16 protein-coding genes and 1 riboswitch are annotated in these 18,199 nt (G+C 61.4%); all 16 genes read left to right on the forward strand.

The window, feature by feature from the left end:
• The first annotated feature begins 87 nt into the window (after positions 1–87).
• The 16 genes from H7H48_RS16345 (at position 88) to cydX (ending at position 18,183) form a co-directional block, all read left to right on the forward strand.
• Positions 88–1,089, forward strand: a complete 1,002-nt coding sequence (locus H7H48_RS16345; protein ID WP_229450128.1) for an SIS domain-containing protein — start codon at positions 88–90, stop codon at positions 1,087–1,089.
• A gap of 114 nt (positions 1,090–1,203) precedes the next feature.
• The gene (gene dctP / locus H7H48_RS16350; RefSeq protein WP_229450129.1) at positions 1,204–2,202 is read left to right on the forward strand and encodes a TRAP transporter substrate-binding protein DctP; all 999 of its coding nucleotides are present in this window, start codon (positions 1,204–1,206) and stop codon (positions 2,200–2,202) included.
• Between the two features lie 166 nt (positions 2,203–2,368).
• Positions 2,369–2,842, forward strand: coding sequence for a TRAP transporter small permease (locus tag H7H48_RS16355; RefSeq protein ID WP_229450130.1), 474 nt, complete (start codon positions 2,369–2,371; stop codon positions 2,840–2,842).
• Complete coding sequence (locus H7H48_RS16360) at positions 2,839–4,113, forward strand: TRAP transporter large permease (protein WP_229450131.1); 1,275 nt, start codon at positions 2,839–2,841, stop codon at positions 4,111–4,113. Before H7H48_RS16355 ends, H7H48_RS16360 begins: the two co-directional genes overlap by 4 nt.
• A gap of 8 nt (positions 4,114–4,121) precedes the next feature.
• Complete coding sequence (locus tag H7H48_RS16365; RefSeq protein ID WP_229450132.1) at positions 4,122–5,057, forward strand: ornithine cyclodeaminase family protein; 936 nt, start codon at positions 4,122–4,124, stop codon at positions 5,055–5,057.
• Between the two features lie 110 nt (positions 5,058–5,167).
• Positions 5,168–5,366: riboswitch (cobalamin riboswitch) on the forward strand.
• Between the two features lie 157 nt (positions 5,367–5,523).
• The gene (locus H7H48_RS16370) at positions 5,524–6,582 is read left to right on the forward strand and encodes an LLM class flavin-dependent oxidoreductase (protein WP_229450133.1); all 1,059 of its coding nucleotides are present in this window, start codon (positions 5,524–5,526) and stop codon (positions 6,580–6,582) included.
• A complete protein-coding gene (locus H7H48_RS16375) occupies positions 6,579–7,568 on the forward strand; it encodes an ABC transporter substrate-binding protein (RefSeq protein ID WP_229450134.1) in 990 nt (329 codons plus the stop codon). The genes H7H48_RS16370 and H7H48_RS16375 overlap by 4 nt, the downstream gene beginning before the upstream one ends.
• Before the next feature lie 21 nt (positions 7,569–7,589).
• Positions 7,590–8,759 (forward strand): iron ABC transporter permease, encoded by a 1,170-nt coding sequence (locus H7H48_RS16380; protein WP_229450135.1) that lies wholly within the window; start codon positions 7,590–7,592, stop codon positions 8,757–8,759.
• Positions 8,756–9,547, forward strand: coding sequence for an ABC transporter ATP-binding protein (locus H7H48_RS16385; protein ID WP_229450136.1), 792 nt, complete (start codon positions 8,756–8,758; stop codon positions 9,545–9,547). The genes H7H48_RS16380 and H7H48_RS16385 overlap by 4 nt, the downstream gene beginning before the upstream one ends.
• A 191-nt stretch (positions 9,548–9,738) precedes the next feature.
• Positions 9,739–11,058, forward strand: a complete 1,320-nt coding sequence (locus tag H7H48_RS16390) for an O-antigen ligase (RefSeq protein WP_229450137.1) — start codon at positions 9,739–9,741, stop codon at positions 11,056–11,058.
• A 169-nt stretch (positions 11,059–11,227) separates the two neighbouring features.
• Positions 11,228–11,800, forward strand: a complete 573-nt coding sequence (locus H7H48_RS16395) for a GbsR/MarR family transcriptional regulator (protein ID WP_065817386.1) — start codon at positions 11,228–11,230, stop codon at positions 11,798–11,800.
• Entirely contained in the window at positions 11,797–13,557 is a 1,761-nt protein-coding gene (gene cydD, locus H7H48_RS16400) for a thiol reductant ABC exporter subunit CydD (protein WP_229450138.1), read from the forward strand. The genes H7H48_RS16395 and cydD overlap by 4 nt, the downstream gene beginning before the upstream one ends.
• A complete protein-coding gene (gene cydC / locus H7H48_RS16405) occupies positions 13,554–15,245 on the forward strand; it encodes a thiol reductant ABC exporter subunit CydC (RefSeq protein WP_229450139.1) in 1,692 nt (563 codons plus the stop codon). The genes cydD and cydC overlap by 4 nt, the downstream gene beginning before the upstream one ends.
• A 46-nt stretch (positions 15,246–15,291) precedes the next feature.
• Entirely contained in the window at positions 15,292–16,869 is a 1,578-nt protein-coding gene (locus H7H48_RS16410; RefSeq protein ID WP_229450140.1) for a cytochrome ubiquinol oxidase subunit I, read from the forward strand.
• 5 nt (positions 16,870–16,874) lie between these two features.
• The gene (cydB, locus tag H7H48_RS16415; RefSeq protein ID WP_229450141.1) at positions 16,875–18,032 is read left to right on the forward strand and encodes a cytochrome d ubiquinol oxidase subunit II; all 1,158 of its coding nucleotides are present in this window, start codon (positions 16,875–16,877) and stop codon (positions 18,030–18,032) included.
• 31 nt (positions 18,033–18,063) lie between these two features.
• Positions 18,064–18,183 (forward strand): cytochrome bd-I oxidase subunit CydX, encoded by a 120-nt coding sequence (gene cydX / locus H7H48_RS16420; RefSeq protein WP_229450142.1) that lies wholly within the window; start codon positions 18,064–18,066, stop codon positions 18,181–18,183.
• The last annotated feature ends 16 nt before the right edge of the window (positions 18,184–18,199 follow it).

Genomic DNA, 18,199 nt, shown 5'->3' on the forward strand with positions numbered 1-18,199 from the left:
GATTGACAAGATGTGAGAACGTTCCCACAATGGCCCCATGGTGTCAACAAGGTCTCCGGTAAGGGGAGGCTGTGCAGAGGAATTGGTATGAAGCGTGAATTGAGCCCGGATGTGCAGATGGCCCTGGAGGCGATCGGGCAACGCGAGATCACCCATGTGTTTCTGGTTGCTTGCGGTGGATCCCTGTCGATCATGTACCCGGGAAAATACTTTATCGATCGGCATTTCGAGACGATCACGTCCGATCTCTACAATGCGGATGAATTCATTTGCCGCCATCCCCGTCATCTGGGCGAGAAGGCGCTGGTGATCCTCTGCTCGCAGACGGGCACCACGCGGGAAACCGCGAACGCTGCCAGGTTTGCGCGTGAGAACGGCGCTGTGACCGTGGCCATGACGCTCGATCCTCAATCCCCTTTGGCCGAGGCGGCAGACCATGTGGTGCGCTACGATGCGCCCTACACAACTGGTGTTCCGATCGACCCTGCAGACAGCAATTACGCTGTTCTCTACATGATTTTGGCGGGCCTTTTGCGCCAGCGGGAAGGGCGCGATGTTGTCTCCTCGCTTTTGTCCAGTCTCGGCAATCTGCAGTCGGCCATCGATCAGGCAAAGAGCGTCTATGAAGATCGCTTCGAAACCTATGCGGACCGGTTCAAGGACAGTTCGGTCATCTACACCGCGGCCAGTGGCGCCGATTATGGGGCGGCTTACTCCTTCGCCATCTGCGTGTTGATGGAAATGCAGTGGATCAACTCGCAGGCCATTCATGCGAACGAGTTCTTTCACGGGCCTTTCGAGGTCGTCGATGAAAACACCAATGCCATTCTTCTCATAGGGATGGATGAGACGCGGCGCATCGAAGAGCGCACGCGCGACTTTCTCTACCGGTTCGGTGATCGCGACAGGATCATGGTTCTGGATGCAGCCGAGCTCGATCTGAATGGGATCGACGCGGCGTTCCAGGGCTATCTCGTGCCACTGATCTTCTTCGATGCCCTTTGGGGGTTTGCCTACAAGCTCGCCCAGCGCCGCAATCACACCATGCTCGAAGCGCGGCGCTACATGAAGAAGATCCACGATTACTGAGGGGAAAATCTGAGCGCGGCGGTGGAAACATTGCCGCCGCGAACGCAGGGAGAAGGCGCTCATTGCATGAGACGGGCGCGCCAAAACGGAGGAGCAATCATGGGGAACAGAAACATGAACTTGATCAAACGTCGAACCATGCTGGGCAGCATGGCAGCTGGCGTGGCGATGGCGGTTTTACCTGCCGCTCATGCCGCGGAAGTCACCTTGCGCATTGCCTCGGTCAATCCGCCCACAGCGGATTCGGTTGTCATGGTGGAAAAGGTAGCCGAACGCATCACCGAGCGTACTGAAGGCCGCGTCGCCTTCCAGCTTTTTCCTTCGGGGCAGCTTGGCTCGACCAGTGATTCACTGGAGCAGGCAAGCCAGGGACAGCCCATAATCACCTTTACCTCGGCCTCCTTCATGGCCACTTTCGGCGTACCGGAACTGTCCGTCGTTGAAGGCCCGTTCATCATTGACGACAGTGAACAGGGGGAGCGCCTCGCCAATTCGGACCTGATGCAGGGCTACTATGACCAGTTGGCTGAAAAGGCGGCAATCCGGGTTCTTGCGATCAACTGGTTCGATGGGCCCCGTCACATGATCGGTGATGCACCCTATGTGGAGCCGTCCGATCTGAAAGGTGTGCGGATGCGGGTGCCACCGGTGGAAACATGGCTGAAGACATTCGAACCCCTTGAGGTCATTGCGACGACGGTCGAGGCGGCGGAGGTCTACTCGGCTTTGTCGCAGGGCGTTGTGACAGCTGCCGAGGCGCCATTGACCGGCCTTCGTGCGAGCCGCTGGTATGAACCGGCAAAACACCTCACTTTGACCGGGCATTTCAACCTCTTCACTGGATGGGTGATGAGTGAGGCTGCCTATCAGTCGATCAGCGATGAGGACCGCGCGATTCTCGTGGAGGAGTTCCGTCAGGGCGGGCGCGAGTTGACAACTCTGTCGGAAGAGAAGGCCGCGGAGATCCGCAAGGAGTTTGAAGCCGCTGGCGTCACGTTCCACGAGGCCGACATCGATGCCTACCGCAAAGCGACGGCTGGCTTCTACAATAGCTTTCCGCAATGGCCTGAAGGGCTCTACGACAAGGTCCGTGCCGCCGCTACCGGAAATTGACTTGAGGGTCGCTTGAGGGTCGGTGGTGTGTTGGGGCAATCCGTGATTGCCATCGACCCCAAGTGAACGGCGGTGGTGTTCTCAACAGCGGGACATCGTCGCCGATCACTTGACCTGACAACATAACAATGCGGGCGAGGGGATCCCGGGAGGAAAGGTGAGGGGAGTGCTGCACAGGTTCTTTTCCGTTGTTGGTTCGGTCATCCCGGCCATTCTGCTGGGCGTTGTTCTGCTGGTCGTAAGCGCCAATGTTCTCGCGCGCGGCTTGTTTGGCCTCACCTTTCACGCAGCGCATGATCTCGCGCTGGTGGCCTTTGCCGGTGTCGTGTGGTTCGGCGTCGTCGGGGCGGCCCTCAATGGCCAGCTCTTTGGGGTGAGCTTTTTCTCCAACCGCTTGCCACCCCGTTGGCGCCTTGCTGTGCAGTTGCTGGTCCACGTCATTGTCACCGTCATTGCACTCGCGGTGATCGATGCCGCACAGGCACAGATCGCCACGGCGCGCTTTACACGCTTTCTCGCTCTGGGTTGGCCAAAATGGATCGTCTCTGCAGGACTCCTGGCAGCCATGGCCGTGCTGATCCTCGTTCAGATCACACAGGCGTGGGAGCGTTTGAAGGCGGGTCCGGAGGATCGGCCTTGACCCTCATTGCGATTGTCTTCCTGCTGCTTCTTGTTCTCGGAACACCGATCGCCTTCGTTCTGCTGGGAACATCGGTCGCCTATTTCGCCGTGAACCCGATGATGGCGAGCATTGTGGCTCAACGCATGTCCTCGGCACTGGAATCCTTTCCGCTTCTGGCCGTCCCCTTCTTCGTGGTCGCGGGCGCCGCCATGGCCCGTGGCGGCATTGCCGAGCGCCTTTATGGTTTTGCCAATGCGCTGGTGGGGCATTGGTGGGGTGGTCTGGCGCAGGTGGCCGTGATGAACTCCCTGTTTCTGGGTGCGATGTCGGGATCATCCAATGCCGACGCCGCGATCGATGCACGCACCATTGCTCCGATCATGCGCGACAAGGGCTATTCCAACGGTTTTGCCTCCGTCATCAGTGCGGCATCCGGCGCCATTGCGCCGATCATGCCGCCAAGCATTGGCCTCATCATCTACGGCTTGCTCACCAACACTTCGATCGGGCGGCTTTTCCTTGGTGGGGTCGTTCCGGCCTTCCTGATCACGGGCGCTTTGTTGCTGACGGTGCGGCTGATTGCCAAGCGCCGCGGATACCGGCCGGAACGCGAGACGAGGGCACCCGCGACCGAAGTTTTCAGCCGTGGCCGTGCTGCCCTGTGGGCGCTCGCCATGCCTGTCATGCTCATCTTCGGTTTGCGAACCGGATGGTTCACACCCACGGAGCTGGGCGCGATCGCGGCCATCTATGCGTTCGCCGTCGGCCTCGTCATCTACCGGGGGATAGGCCTCGGAGATACTTATGCATTGCTTCGCGAATCCGCCCACACCACTGCCAGCGTTCTGTTCATCGTCGCCTCTGCAAGCGTGTTTTCGATGATCCTTGCCCTGGAGCAAATTCCCCAGCAGATCGTCGGTGCGCTATTGCTTGTCTCCGACAATCCGCACGTGGTCCTTCTAATCATCATGCTGGGGCTGCTTGCTCTTGGAACGGTTCTGGAAGGGTTGGCTCTGCTCGTCATTCTTGCGCCATTGCTTCTGGAGGTCACGCGCCTGCTCGGGATCGATCCCGTCCATTTCGGCGTGCTCCTCGTTTTGAACACAACCATCGGGTCGCTGACGCCGCCGGTTGGAACGGTTCTCTATACGGTTTGCGCCATCACCCGTTGTTCGGTGGAGGAATACACCCGCGAGGCCTTACCGTTCCTGGCGGCGCTTATCGCGGTTCTGCTTCTTCTGGCCTTCTTTCCGCCGCTGGTCACAGCCCTGCCCAACCTCCTGTTCTGAGACGTCTCATGCGATACATCGATGCTCAATCCGTGCACGAAACCCTCGACTACGCCTCCTTGATCGATGCGCTCGAACAGGCGCACCGCGGCGTCATGCCGGAGACGGCAAACCTGATTGCGGACGAGCCGAACGGCGGTGCGAACAAATTCGTGACCCTTGTCGGCTGGCAGCAGAAGGATGTCATCGCAGTCAAGATGGTCGGGGTATTCCCTCAGAACCTGTCCCTCACGCCGCCACAAGCCTCGGTGCAGGGCCTCGTATGCGTGTTTGATGCCCGCACCGGTACCCCCCTTCTGGCCGCCGATGGCGAGGCCATGACCTTTCGCAAGACAGCCGCCGATTCCGCCCTGGGCGCTCGGCTTTTGGCAAGGCAGGATGTAGAAACGCTGCTGGTCGTCGGGGCAGGCGGGCTTGCGCCACATATGATCGAGGCCCACTGCACTGCCCGGCCCGGCATAAAGCGTGTCCTGATCTGGAATCGCACGCATGAGCGGGCGAAAGCGCTTGCCTTGTCGATTGAGGGCCCGACAAGCGCCGAGGCTGTCAACGACCTCGACGAAGCCGTCCGCCTGGCCGACGTCATCTCCTGCGTCACAATGGCGGAGGAACCGCTGGTGAAGGGGCGCTTGCTGAAACCGGGTGCCCATCTTGACCTCGTGGGCGCTTACCTTCCGCACATGCGCGAAACGGATGATGATGCCATGAAACGCGGCACGATCTTTGTTGATACCAGGCAGGGCATGGAGGGGGCGGGCGATCTGGCGCGTCCGGTCCGCGCCGGCGTGATTGGCTGGGAAGACGTGCAGGCCGATTTCTTTGATCTCTGCGCCGGCCGGAAAACCGGACGACAATCACAAGAAGAAATTACTGTGTGCAAGAATGTCGGCGGGGCCCATCTGGATCTGTTTACCGCCCGGCTTCTTGCAGACCGCGCCGGCTGATTGACGCATCGTTTCTCTTTCGCAGAACCTGCTTGTCCCTGGTGACAATCCATGGCGGGATAACCGCTTCCCGATGGTTGAGCGTGTTGCGCTGCGCACGCTTCGCCGGTAGGGTCACTGGTGCATGCGGTTCCGCATTCTGCGGATGAAAAGGGAACCCGGTGCGATCTCCCTTGGGGGATCAAATCCGGGGCTGCCCTCGCAACTGTAAGCGGCAAGTTCTTTCCAATGCCACTGGCGCAAGCCGGGAAGGCGGAGGGAACGTCCGAGCCGCAAGCCAGGAGACCTGCCTCATGCATTGACCATGAACGCCGGACGAGGTGCGCCGGCAGGAGGACCAGCATGCATGCAGGCACGGCCTTGCCGGCGACAAAACGGTGTTTCACGTTCGATTTGACTCGATATGTTATACCATTTCGGATAAACGATCCCCGATCTCGTGATTTTCTCTCTGGGGGTGCCTTGAATGCGCGTTGATCTGGCCGGGTTCGCCCGCGAAGGGACGCTGGGCGATCATGCCGCCCTGATGCGCCTCGTAGAGCGCGCCGACGCGCTGGGCTTTGGCGGTATCTGGTTCAATGAATTCCATTTCTCCCGCGACAGGCTGCCCTATCCCTCCACGCTGCTGCTGGGGGCAGACATTTTGGCGCGGACCGAGCGCCTGCGGTTCGGCACGTCGATCCTCGTCCTGCCGCTCTATCACCCGCTTCTTCTGGCAGAACAGATCGCGCAGCTCGACTTTCAGAGCGGCGGTCGGATCGATGTGGGCATTGGACGAGGCACGGAACCTTCAACATTCAGTGCGCTGGAGATTGAGCGGGACGAAGCGCATCCGCGCTTCTGCGAAGCACTGAGAATCATGATTGAGGCATGGACAAAGCCACATTGCTCCGCCGATAGCGGTCCATGGACATTCTCCAATGTCGCAGTGGGGCCACCTCCGGTTCAGAAGCCGCATCCACCCATCTATGTTGCTGGCGTCTCGGAGGAAACCGTCGACATCGCCGCGCGGCACGGCTTTCCGCTGCTTCTCAGCCTGGAGCCCAATGAGGCGCGGCAATTGCCCGTGCTTCATGCTGCGCTCAAACGGCATGGCGGGTCGCGTGCGGTCCTCAAAGCCTCCTCGCTTTCGCGATACGTGGTGATCGCACCGACGCGTGCTGAGGCCAACGACCGGGTCGACACACTCCTGGAGGTGCTGAACAGGCGCCGCGCCGAACGGGCACTGTCGCGCGGGCTCAAGCCGCCAAAGCCACGCAGCCGCACTGAAATGCTGGCCGATTTCACCATCGCGGGAACGCCTGAGGACTGCCATTCACAATTGCAGGCGCTTTCCGCACGCACGGGATCGCAAAGCATCCGCTGCCTTTTCAGCGCCAACGGCCTGATCGCCAACGATGTGGCGCTCCAGGGGATGGAGCTCTTCGCCAGAGAGGTTCTCCCGCATCTGGAAGGGCAGTTGCCCTCTACAACCCAATCCGACAACGCCGCCTATGAGCCGGCTTTCCAAGGAGTTTGTTCATGAACCGTATTGCGGGTTTCCGCGCGCTTGCTGCCGCAGGCGTCTTCATCATTTCGGCCCCTGCGCTCGCAGGCGAACCCGGTTTTCCCTATACGGATGAGAATTGCGGGGTCACCACAGTCTATGAAGCACCCCCGACGCGGGCCGTGACGCTCAGCAACAATGCCACGGAGTTGATGCTTGCTCTTGGTCTTGAGGAACGCATGGCAGGCACTTCCTACATGGCAAACCTGAAGATCAGCCCGCAATATGAGGAAGCCTATAACCAGGTTCCGGTGCTGTCGCCGCTCGTCGCCACCACGGAGCAACTCATCGAGGTGGAGGCCGACTTTGTTTATGCCGGCTATCCTGACGGGTTCAGCGAGAGCCGGCATACGCGCGACCAGTTGCACGATCTGGGAATGAAAACGCGGCTCAACACCGAAGGGTGCAATCTCGGAAAATTCGGTTTCGATGAGCTCTATGAAGAGATCCGATCCGTGGCGGCCATATTCGGCGTTCGGGAGCGTGGCGAAGCGCTGATCGCCGACATCGAGGAGCGGCTTTCCGCCGTGGAAGAGAAGCTTGCTGGCGTGAAGGCCTTGCCGGTGTTCATCTTCAATGGCGGCGAATCGGCGCCCCGTGCTGTTCTCGGAAACACCATGCTGTCGCATGTGGTGTCGCGGGCCGGTGGTGAAAACATCTTTGGCGACGTGGCAAATCGTTATGGGCAGGTCTCCTGGGAGCAGATTGCCGAGCGCGCGCCGGTTTATATCGTGGTCTATTATTCCGGAACCGCCGGCGGGCAGGTGGTGGGAGATCCGGCCGGCGAACTGGGCAAGGGCCGGATCGAGACCCTGAAAGCCAACCCGACGGTGAAGGGTGTGCCGGGCATTGCCGGCGAACACTTCGTGACGATCGATTCCGTCTGGGGACAGCCGGGGCCGAGCTCCATTGATGCGGTGGAGAAGCTGGCGCGTGCCTTCCACCCAGACCGCATGGGCGATTAACGGGCCGGGCGGAACCGAAACATGCACGCACCCGTCCCGAAGCAGAACGATCCGGACAGCCATGAAGCGCTGCTGGCAGTATTGCAGTCAGCGCCACCCACCCATGGGGTGAATATTCGTTCAATGAGTGTCGCACCCTCAGTGGTTGGCGGGGCTTCGGGCTACGCTCTGGTCATTCTCCTTATGGCGACGTTGCTTGCAACTGTGGCCGTTGCCGGGTTGATGCTCGGTTCCGTGCCCATTCCCGGCGGGACGGCCGTTGCCATCCTTGCCAATCTCGCTCTCGGCGACACTCTGGTGGAGCCCTACTGGCGCGCCGTCCATGAGACAATCGTTGTCCAAACCCGCATGCCGCGCGTCGTGCTTGCTGCTCTGGTTGGTGCAAGCCTCGGTGTTACTGGAATGACCATCCAGTCAATCGTGCGCAACCCGCTGGCGGGCCCGAGCATTCTGGGTGTTTCGTCCGGTGCGGCAACGGGAGCGGTGGTGGTGATGCGTTGGGGGCTCTTGGGCTTCGGCGTGTTCACACTGCACATTTCGGCCTTTCTGGGCGGGCTTGTCACGCTCTTTGCTGTGTTCTGGGTGGCCCGAACGGGCGGACACATAACGCCGACCCGCCTTGTGCTGGCCGGTGTGGCGATGAGCGCGATCCTCAGTGCGCTTACAAGCCTGATCGTGCTTACATCACCCGATCCACAGCTTGCCTCACGGGTGCTTTTCTGGACGCTGGGCGGGTTTGGCACGGCACAGTGGAAACTGATCCCCGTTCCACTTGCCGCACTGGCGATTGGGCTTGGCGTGATGCTGGTGCAGGCCCGACGGCTCAACCTCCTGATGGCGGGAGACGAGAGTGCGGTGGCGCTCGGCCTCAATGTCCAGCGCTTTCGCCAGACCATGTTCGTGCTCGCGGCAGCGCTTATCGGCATCACCGTCGCCGTGGCCGGGGTCATCGGTTTTGTCGGCCTCATCATGCCGCACATCGTGCGGTTTCTTGTCGGGGCGGATCATCGACGCGCATTGCCTGCGGTGGCACTGCTGGGCGCAAGCTTCACTATTGGTGCCGATCTCGTCGCCCGGACGGTGATCGCACCACTGGAACTGCCTGTCGGGATCGTCACGGCGCTGGCGGGCGGTCCCTTCTTCATCTGGCTCTTGCGGCGCGATGCGCGTGGACTGGGCGGTTCACGATGAGTGTTCGGCCCGGCACGCTCGATCTGCGGTCAGTCACCGTCAAAGCCGGCAGAAAAACTTTGGTGGACCGTGTGTCGATCCATGTTCGCGAAGGCGAGATGGTCGGCCTCATCGGACCGAATGGGGCGGGAAAATCGAGCCTGTTGCGCACCGCTTATCGCATCAACAAGCCCGCCTCAGGCACGGTCCATGTGAATGGGGAGGACGTCTGGCGCCAACCCACAGAATGGGTGGCGCGCAATGTGGGTGCCGTTCTTCAGGACATGCCGGCAGACTTTCCGTTAACGGTGCGCGATGTGGTGGCCATGGGGCGCTCGGCGCACAAGAAGCTCCTGGAGCCAGATACGGCCCATGACCACGCACTTCTTGCGGCGGCGATTGCGCTGATGGGGCTGGCTCCGTTTCAGGATCGCGCTTTCCGCACACTCTCCGGTGGCGAACGTCAGCGCGTTCTCGTTGCACGAGCCCTGGTGCAACAGCCGAGCATCCTGGTGCTTGATGAGCCGACGAACCATCTCGACATTCACCACCAGCTCCAGCTCCTGCATTTCTTGCGTGGGCTCCAAACCACTGTGGTGGCCGCGCTCCACGACCTCAACCTTGCCGCCATGTTCTGCGATCGTCTTTGTGTGCTCGATCAGGGCCATCTGGTGGCTGAGGGAACACCTGAATCTGTTCTCACATCGGATCTGCTTCGGCGCGTCTACCGCATCGAAGCGACCATCGCTCGGCATCCGGAGACGGGAAATGTCTGGGTCATGCCATCGGCAGCGCCGCCCATTGGATAGGCGCGAGGGGTTGGCCGGGTTTGGATTGGACGACCCAACTCCTGGTATAATTAACGCTGTCTTAAGCGCTGCCACGCTTTATGGAACAGGCGCAACAGGTTTCGCCTTTACAATGACGCACGAGCAAGACTTCCCTACCTTTCACGGCGCAGCGCGCATGGTTCGCCGCCCGACAGGATATGTGTGAAGCGATGAACAGCGTTGCAGAACAGCGTTGGCATGGATCGTCATCCCTGGCGCGTATGGTCGCGACAGGTCAGCCCTCAACTGTCATCGCAGCGGTGCTGCTCACGGTATTGATGGTTTCATTTCGGCCGTTTCAGCCTTCTGGTGCGCAACTCGCCGGGGATGGTGGTGACATCGTCAATCAGCTCGGTTTCGGTGCGCTGGGTGGGATCGCCGTGATGTCACTTCTGATGCTGGTGGACCGACGGGTGCTGGTATCGTTGCTCAGCCCCTGGTGGCTATTGCTTCTGGGGTTTGTGGGCCTTGCCACTCTCAACACTCCGGCGCCGAGTGACACGATCCGTACGGTCGCCTTCTCGATCATTGGAATTGTCACGGTAGCAGCGGTCCTGACACTGCCGCGCGATGCGGATGCGTTTTCGAGTGTTCTGGCATGTGCGGGTTTTGTGATCCTCGGCCTTTCCTACTTCGGTGTTATCGCTCTGCGCGACGTGGCCGTTCATCAGGCCTATGATCTGGAAGCACAACATGCCGGCCTTTGGCGGGGCGTCTTCACACACAAGAACATCGCCGGGCCAGTAATGGCTGGTTTGGCCTTTGCCGGCCTTTATCTTTGGCGACGCGGATGGCGCTGGTCTGGCGGCTTAATGGCTCTTCTGGCGATGATCTTTGTCTTCCACACCGGGTCCAAAACAACCACCGCCACCGTTCCGTTGGCGGGGATGCTGATCGCGTTGCCTGGCATATTTGGTCTCCGGTTTCTGGTGCCGCTCCTCGTGGTCACTGCAGTCAGTGCGCTAGCGGTCGCCACCCTCGGCATCGTCTTTATCGGCCCGGTCAGGGAACTGGCCGCGACACTTGCGCCTGACCTGACCTACACCGGACGAACACCGGTCTGGGATTTTGCCGGCGACATGATCGCCCAGAGGCCGATCTTTGGATACGGTTTCGACAATTTCTGGCTGACAGAGCTCGTTTTCACCTCAGACCAGCCGTTCGACCGACCTTGGGATATTCGCGGCATTGTGCATGGCCACAATGGCTATATCGATATTGCTCTCGGTATGGGGCTTCCCGCCCTTGCTGTAGCTGTTTGCGCTTTTCTTCTCGTGCCGCTCCGCGATTACATGCGCACACCGCATTATCGCGAAAACATCTTTCTCGCCGACTTCTTCATGATGGTGGTGACGTTCAGCATGTTCAACGCATTCCTCGAAAGCTTCTTCTTTCGCCGGACGGACCCGGTGTGGATGTTCCTCGTTCTGGGCGTCTTGGGGATGCGGCTCGTGGCACGTTTCAAGGTACCCACGCGTTCAGCGCGCTGACGAGGTCTTTCACCTTTCCGGTATCGCGTCGCATTGCCGTTGCTCGCGTCGGATGCCAGACCTTGCCTGCTGCATAACGGCGCACCATTCCATCCACGCTTGTCAGAACACATGCGCGCTCGTACATGAATTTCAGTAATTTCTGAAATTCATGTCAGGATGGCACGTTATGAACCTCCCACCCCTCCTGCAATCCTTCGTGTTGCACTTTGGAGAAATGGGCAGCCGCTGGGGCATCAACCGCACGGTGGGGCAGATTTATGCGCTGCTTTACGCGTCTTCCAAGCCTCTCTGCGCGGATGACATCGTCGATGCATTGTCCATTTCGCGGTCCAATGTCTCCATGAGCCTGCGCGAGCTTCAGGCTTGGAATCTCGTTATCCTGAAGCATATTCCCGATGACAGGAGGGATTATTTCACGACACCGGACGATGTCTGGCAGATTCTGCGGACGCTGGCTGAAGAGCGCAAGAAGCGCGAGGTCGATCCCACGCTTTCGGTCCTCCGCGAGCTTCTGATGCAGACACCCGGCAGCGAGGAAGAGCGCCACGCCCAGGCCCGCCTCGCCGAGATGCAGACCCTCATCGAGCAGTTGACGAAGTGGTATGACGATGTGAAGCATCTGGAAACGGAGCAACTGGCGACCTTGCTGAACCTCGGTGCAAAGGTAACAAGACTGCTCGACGCCAAGGACCGCATTGTCTCGCTCGGCCGCAAGCGCACGGAGCCGAAGACGTCATGACAACGCTCGACGCCGGCATTGGAAGACGCCCCCAGCGGGCATCCGGGCGTACCGCAGCGGTGATGCCGCAGGCCCAGCCGGGCAAGGTTGCGGAAACCTTGTCTGCACGCGGTGGGATCAGCAGAGCTGCAGTGTTTCTTCAAGGGGCTGCGTCGCTGCTCTGGCTTCCGCAGGCGGGTCTGCTGGCGCTGGCGGTCGGAGGCATTGCCGCCGGTAGAGACGCTTCCACGGCATGGCTGCCGGCCCTTGGCATTCTTGTTCTCGGCATCGCGCGTGCGGTGATGGATGGCGCGGGCAGTCGGCTGGCATTTCGTCAGGCGCGGAGCCAGTTGAGCGTGTTGCGCAACGAGGCGGTCGCGGCCCTTGCCGAAACCTCGCCGCTCGATGCTACGCGGCCGTCATCCGGGCTTGCCGCAAGCATCCTTGCCGAGCAGGCTGAGGCCATTGTGCCCTATTTGGCCCGCTTCCGTCCGGCGCGCTTCAAGGCGATAATCGTGCCCTTGGCGACCCTTGCCTGCGTTTTGGTGTTTTCGTGGGCGGCGGCGCTGGTGCTGCTCATCGCGGCACCGCTGATCCCGATCTTCATGGCTCTGGTCGGCTGGCGCGCCAAGCAGGCAAGCGAAGAGCAACTCGCCGAGATGGGCAGTATGAATGCCTTCCTCATGGACAGGCTGCGTGGACTGACAACGATCCGCAGTTTCGACGCCGTGGATCGCACGGCAACGCAGCTGCGTGCCAGTGCCGAAGACCTTCGAAGCCGCACGATGGCCGTGTTGCGCATTGCGTTTCTTTCCTCCGCCGTGCTGGAACTCTTTGCCGCACTCGGCGTCGCCATGGTTGCCGTCTATGTTGGGTTTCACCTGCTTGGTGAACTGAATTTCGGCGCATGGGGCGGCAAGCTCTCTCTGGCCGAGGGGCTGTTCATCCTGCTTCTGGCGCCGTCCTTCTTCGAGCCGCTGCGCGATCTCTCCGCTGTCTGGCATGACCGGGCATCGGGCGAGGCTGCTTTCGACGCGTTGAAGAAGCTGGCCGCGTCGGGGCGAAAGACCCTCGTCGCGTCTTCCGCGAAGGGCGGTCGGATCGGGACTGGCGGGGCGCTGTCGCTGTCCGTCGAAAAGCTTGTCTTCCACCACGCGGAAGGGGCCGCCCCGGTCTTTCACGATTTCGACCTTGAGGTGGAGCCCGGCGAGCGCATCGCGCTTGTTGCGCCGAGCGGCGAGGGAAAATCCACACTGCTTGCGCTCATTGCGGGACTGGTCGTGCCGGAGAGCGGGACCATTCGCATCGGCGGACTGCTCGTGGATGGCGCAAATGCCGCACACCTGCGCGCCTCCATCGCCTGGATCGGGCAGGATCCGCACATCTTCCCCGGCACGATCAGGAGCAATGTAACAATGGGCCGCGCCGATGTGGATCCGGCGCGCGTTTCGGCGGCGCTCGAGGCGGTAAGCCTGTCGGACCTTGCGGCTCGGCGCGGGCCGGCGATGATCGGCGAAGGCGGCTTTGGCCTTTCCGGTGGCGAGGCACTCCGGTTGGCGCTGGCGCGCGCTAGCGCGACGCCGCAGGCCGGTTTGGTTCTGGCCGATGAACCGACCGCTCATCTCGACCGTGAAACCGCGCGCGAGATCAACGAAAGCCTTTTGCGCGTTAGCAGCGGCAAGACGCTGGTCGTTGCCACGCATGATCCCGTGCTTGCCGCCCGCATGGATCGCGTCATCACACTGAACGCACCCGAAACGGCAGGAGCCAGGTCATGACCGGCAATCGCAATCTTCGCGCTGTCGCTTCGCTCTTCTGGTCCGGCAACCGCAACAGGCTTCTGGCCGGCGCACTCCTATCGCTTGCCACCGTTTTGTGCGGCATCGCGCTTCTTGGGCTCTCGGGCTGGTTCATCACGGCGACGGCCATCGCCGGGCTTTCGCTGGCGACAGCCCTCGCATTCGATGTGTTTGCACCATCCGCCGGCATTCGCTTCCTGGCGCTCGCCCGCACGGCATCGCGCTATGGCGAACGCATCGTCACCCATGATGCAACGCTGGAAGTGCTGGCCGAACTGCGCGAAAGGCTGTTTCGCGGCTGGGCGGTCGCAGGTGCCGCGCGCGCCATGGCAGCGCGGCCGGCCCGTCTACTTTTCCGGCTGACCAACGACATCGACGCGCTGGACTCGCTTTACCTGCGCGTGCTCGTGCCGCTGTTCTCGGCAGCCGGTGCGGCCGTTGTCGCCGGGCTGGCGCTTGGGTTCATCGACATCCGGCTTGGCGTCGCTTCTACCCTGTTCCTGCTGGCGGTTGGGATCGGTGTCCCGGCGCTCGCTGCGCGCCGCGCCAAAAAGCCGGCACGCCGCCGCGCGCACGCGCTTGAGGTTCTTCGTGCCCGCAGCATTGACCTTGTGCGCGGGCAAAGCGAGCTCGCCATGGCCGGGCGGATCACGGCCCAGCGTGAGGCAATTGCCAAGGCCGACCGGCGCCTGGCCGAGGCCGACGATGCGATGAACAGGACGGAAACGAGCGTCAGCATCACGCTCGGCATCGCTGGCGCGGTGCTGATCGCCGCGATTCTGGTCGCCGGCGCGGGACTCGCGGAGGCCGGGCGCATCAGCGCACCCGTCGCCGCACTGGCACTGCTCATCGGCCTGACCGCGACAGAACCGTTTGCTGCCCTGCGGCGTGGTGCTGTCGAGCTTGGTCGCACACTGACAGCCGTCCGCCGTGTCGGGCCACGGCTGAGAGCACAAGATAATACGCCGGCAAATAATGAACCGGACGCCGCGCAGGCGGCGGCATATCTGACGCATGTTACCGCGGCGCACCCGGGTGCGGCCTATCCGGCGCTTGCCGGTGTTTCGCTGCAGATCGAACAGGGTGAACGCATCGCGGTGATTGGTGCTAGCGGGGCCGGCAAGTCATCGCTGCTGGCGGCTCTCGCCGGCGAGATGACGCTCGTCGATGGCGCGGTCGCCAGCCTTCCCTCAATCCTGTTTACACAGCGCACGGAGCTGTTCAGCGACACGCTGCGCGGCAATCTCGCGCTGGCCAACCCAAGGGCCAGCGACGACGAGATGCATGCCGCGCTGGAAGCGGCAGGCCTGTCACGTTTGCTGCAACGCTTGCCGAATGGGCTCGACACCATGCTGGGCGAGGGCGGGGCGGGTCTTTCCACCGGGCAGGCCCGGAGGCTTGCGCTGGCCCGGCTGTTGCTGCGGGACGCGCCGGTCTGGTTGCTCGACGAGCCCACCGAGGGGCTGGACCGTGAAACCGCCAACGACGTGATCGCGCGGGTAGGACGATTTGCGGCCGGCAGAACGCTCGTGGTGTCGACACACATCCGCCGTGAGGCCGAAGGCGCAGACCGCATTCTGCGCATGGAACGAGGTCGCATCCTTGCCGAGGCGCGCCGCGGCACCGCTGAATACAGTTTTCTGCTCGACGGTCTGAGACCGGAATGAGCGCTTCCCCCCGACGACCAAAGGAGCCGGACAGCCGGATGGTACAATGGAACTGAACATCGTCGATCTCTCGCGGTTGCAATTCGCGATCACCGCGCTCTACCACTTTCTGTTCGTCCCGCTGACGCTCGGACTGTCGGTGCTGGTCGCCATCATGGAGACGGTTTATGTGATGACGGGCCGCACCATCTGGCGGCAGATGACGAAATTCTGGGGCACGCTCTTCGGCATCAATTTCGTGCTCGGCGTCGCCACAGGCATCGTCATGGAGTTCCAGTTCGGCATGAACTGGAGTTATTACAGCCACTATGTCGGCGATATCTTCGGTGCACCTCTGGCCATTGAGGGCCTCATGGCCTTCTTCCTGGAGGCGACCTTTGTCGGGCTGTTCTTCTTCGGCTGGGACAAACTCTCCAAGCTTGGCCACCTTGCCTCGGCATGGGCGGTCGCCATCGGCTCCAATTTCTCGGCACTCTGGATCCTGATCGCAAACGGCTGGATGCAGAACCCCGTGGGTTCAGCCTTCAATCCACAGACCATGCGCATGGAAGTCACGGATTTTTACGCCGTGCTCATGAACCCGGTGGCGCAGGCGAAGTTCGTTCACACCGTCTCGGCCGGTTATGTCACGGCCTCGGTTTTCGTTCTGGGCGTCTCCGCCTGGTACGTGCTCAAGGGCAGGCATCTGGAGCTTGCCAAGCGCTCAATGACTGTTGCTGCTTCTTTCGGTTTGGCGGCTGCTCTCTCGGTCGTGGTGCTGGGCGATGAAAGCGGCTATCTCGCCACCGAACATCAGAAGATGAAGCTCGCCGCCGTTGAGGCCATGTGGGAGACGGAGCCGGCGCCGGCTTCCTTCACGGCGTTCGGCTTCCCGGACCAGGAAGCACGCGAAACGCACTATGCCGTACACATCCCCTGGGTGATGGGCATCATCGCGACGCGCTCGCTTGATACGCAGATCCCGGGCATCGATGAGCTGGTCGAACACGCGGAAGAGCGCATCAGAAACGGCATCGTCGCCTATGATGCCCTGCAGAAAATCCGCGCCGCCGGCAGCACGGATGCCATTCCCGACGATGTGAAAAATGCATTTGAAGAAAGCGGTGCGGACCTCGGATACGCGCTGCTTCTGAAGCCCTATCTCGATGATCCGCGTGAAGCGACGGACGCGCAGATCGCGCAGGCGGCAAACGACACGGTTCCAAACGTGCCGACGCTGTTCTGGACCTTCCGCATCATGGTTGGTCTGGGCTTCTTCTTCATCCTGTTGATGGGAGTGTTCTTCTATCTGTCGGCGCGGCACAGGCTCGACCGCTATCCCTTCCTCCTGCGCATCGCGGTCTTTGCCATCCCGCTTCCGTGGATCGCCGCCGAATGCGGCTGGATCGTCGCGGAGTTCGGGCGTCAGCCATGGATTATCGAGGGCGTTCTGCCCACGGCCGTGGCGGTATCGAACCTTGGCGCTTCCACGGTGCTGATGACGATCATCGGCTTCTCGCTGATCTACACCGTGCTGTTCATCGTCGAAATGACGCTGATGCTGCGCGCCATTCGCAAGGGGCCTGAACCAGACGAAGAGCCCGAGGCCGAGTTCGGCCCCCGCGCCTTCGTTCCGGCGGAGTAAGAACAATGATCCTGCACACTCTTATCGACTATGAAACGCTGCGTGTGATCTGGTGGGGGCTGCTCGGCGTGTTGCTGATCGGCTTTGCCGTCACAGACGGTTTCGACCTTGGGACCGGAACGCTCCTGCCCTTCGTGGCGAAGACCGACACGGAGCGCCGCGTCGTGATCAACGCCGTCGGCCCCGTCTGGGAAGGCAATCAGGTCTGGCTGATCCTGGGAGGCGGCGCCATCTTTGCGGCCTGGCCGCCGCTCTATGCGGTGTCCTTCTCGGGCTTCTATCTGGCCATGTTCGCCGTGGTCTTCGCGCTCATCCTGCGTCCCGTGGCGTTCAAATATCGGTCGAAGCGCGAGAACCCCGCCTGGCGAACCACCTGGGACTGGGCGCTGTTCATTGGCGGATTCGTGCCCGCGCTGATCTTCGGCGTTGCGGTGGGCAATGTCCTGCAGGGGGTGCAGTTCCGGCTCGAGAATGACCTGCGGATATTCTACGAAGGCACGACATTGTTCGAGTTGCTCAACCCGTTTGCGCTCCTGTGCGGTCTGCTCTCGGTGGCGATGCTCATCATGCATGGCGCATCCTGGCTGATGGTGAAGACCGAGGGACCCGTTGCCGCGCGCAGCCGCACATTCGGCAGCATCGCTGCCATTGCCACGATCGTGATCTTTGCGCTCGGCGGTCTCTGGCTTTGGGCTGGCATCGATGGTTACCGCATCACCAGTGCCATCGTCACCGACGGCCCGTCCAACCCGCTTGCCAAGGCCGTTGTGCAGGCAGAGGGGGCATGGTTCGACAACTACGCAGAATATCCATGGATGATGATCGCACCGGCCCTCGGTTTTGCCGGCGCGGCCCTCGCGCTCGTTCTGTTCCGCGCGCGGCGTGAGGTGCCGACACTTCTGGCCAGCGCGATGTCGATCATCGGCATCATATCCACCGTCGGCCTGTCGATGTTCCCCTTCATCCTGCCGTCTTCCATCGCACCGGGAGCCAGCCTGACGGTGTGGGACGCCTCGTCGAGCCACCTAACCCTGTTCATCATGCTGGTTGTCACGGCGTTTTTCATTCCCTTGATCGTCGCCTACACGAGCTGGGTCTACAGGGTGCTTTGGGGCAAGGTAGACAAGAACGAAATCGAGCAAGGCAAGGGGCACGCTTACTGAGCGCTGCCGTGAGACAAAAGGAGTTCACGACATGTGGTATTTTGCATGGTTGCTTGGCTTCCCACTCGCCGCAGCTTTCGCTGTGCTCAACGCGATGTGGTATGAGCTGATGGACGACGCGGCGAAGAAAAAAGAAGCCAAAACGCAATGAACCGCCAGACGCCGGC

It is taken from the genome of Nitratireductor sp. B36 (genome assembly GCF_020833685.1).
Taxonomy (GTDB): Bacteria; Pseudomonadota; Alphaproteobacteria; order Rhizobiales; family Rhizobiaceae; genus Nitratireductor.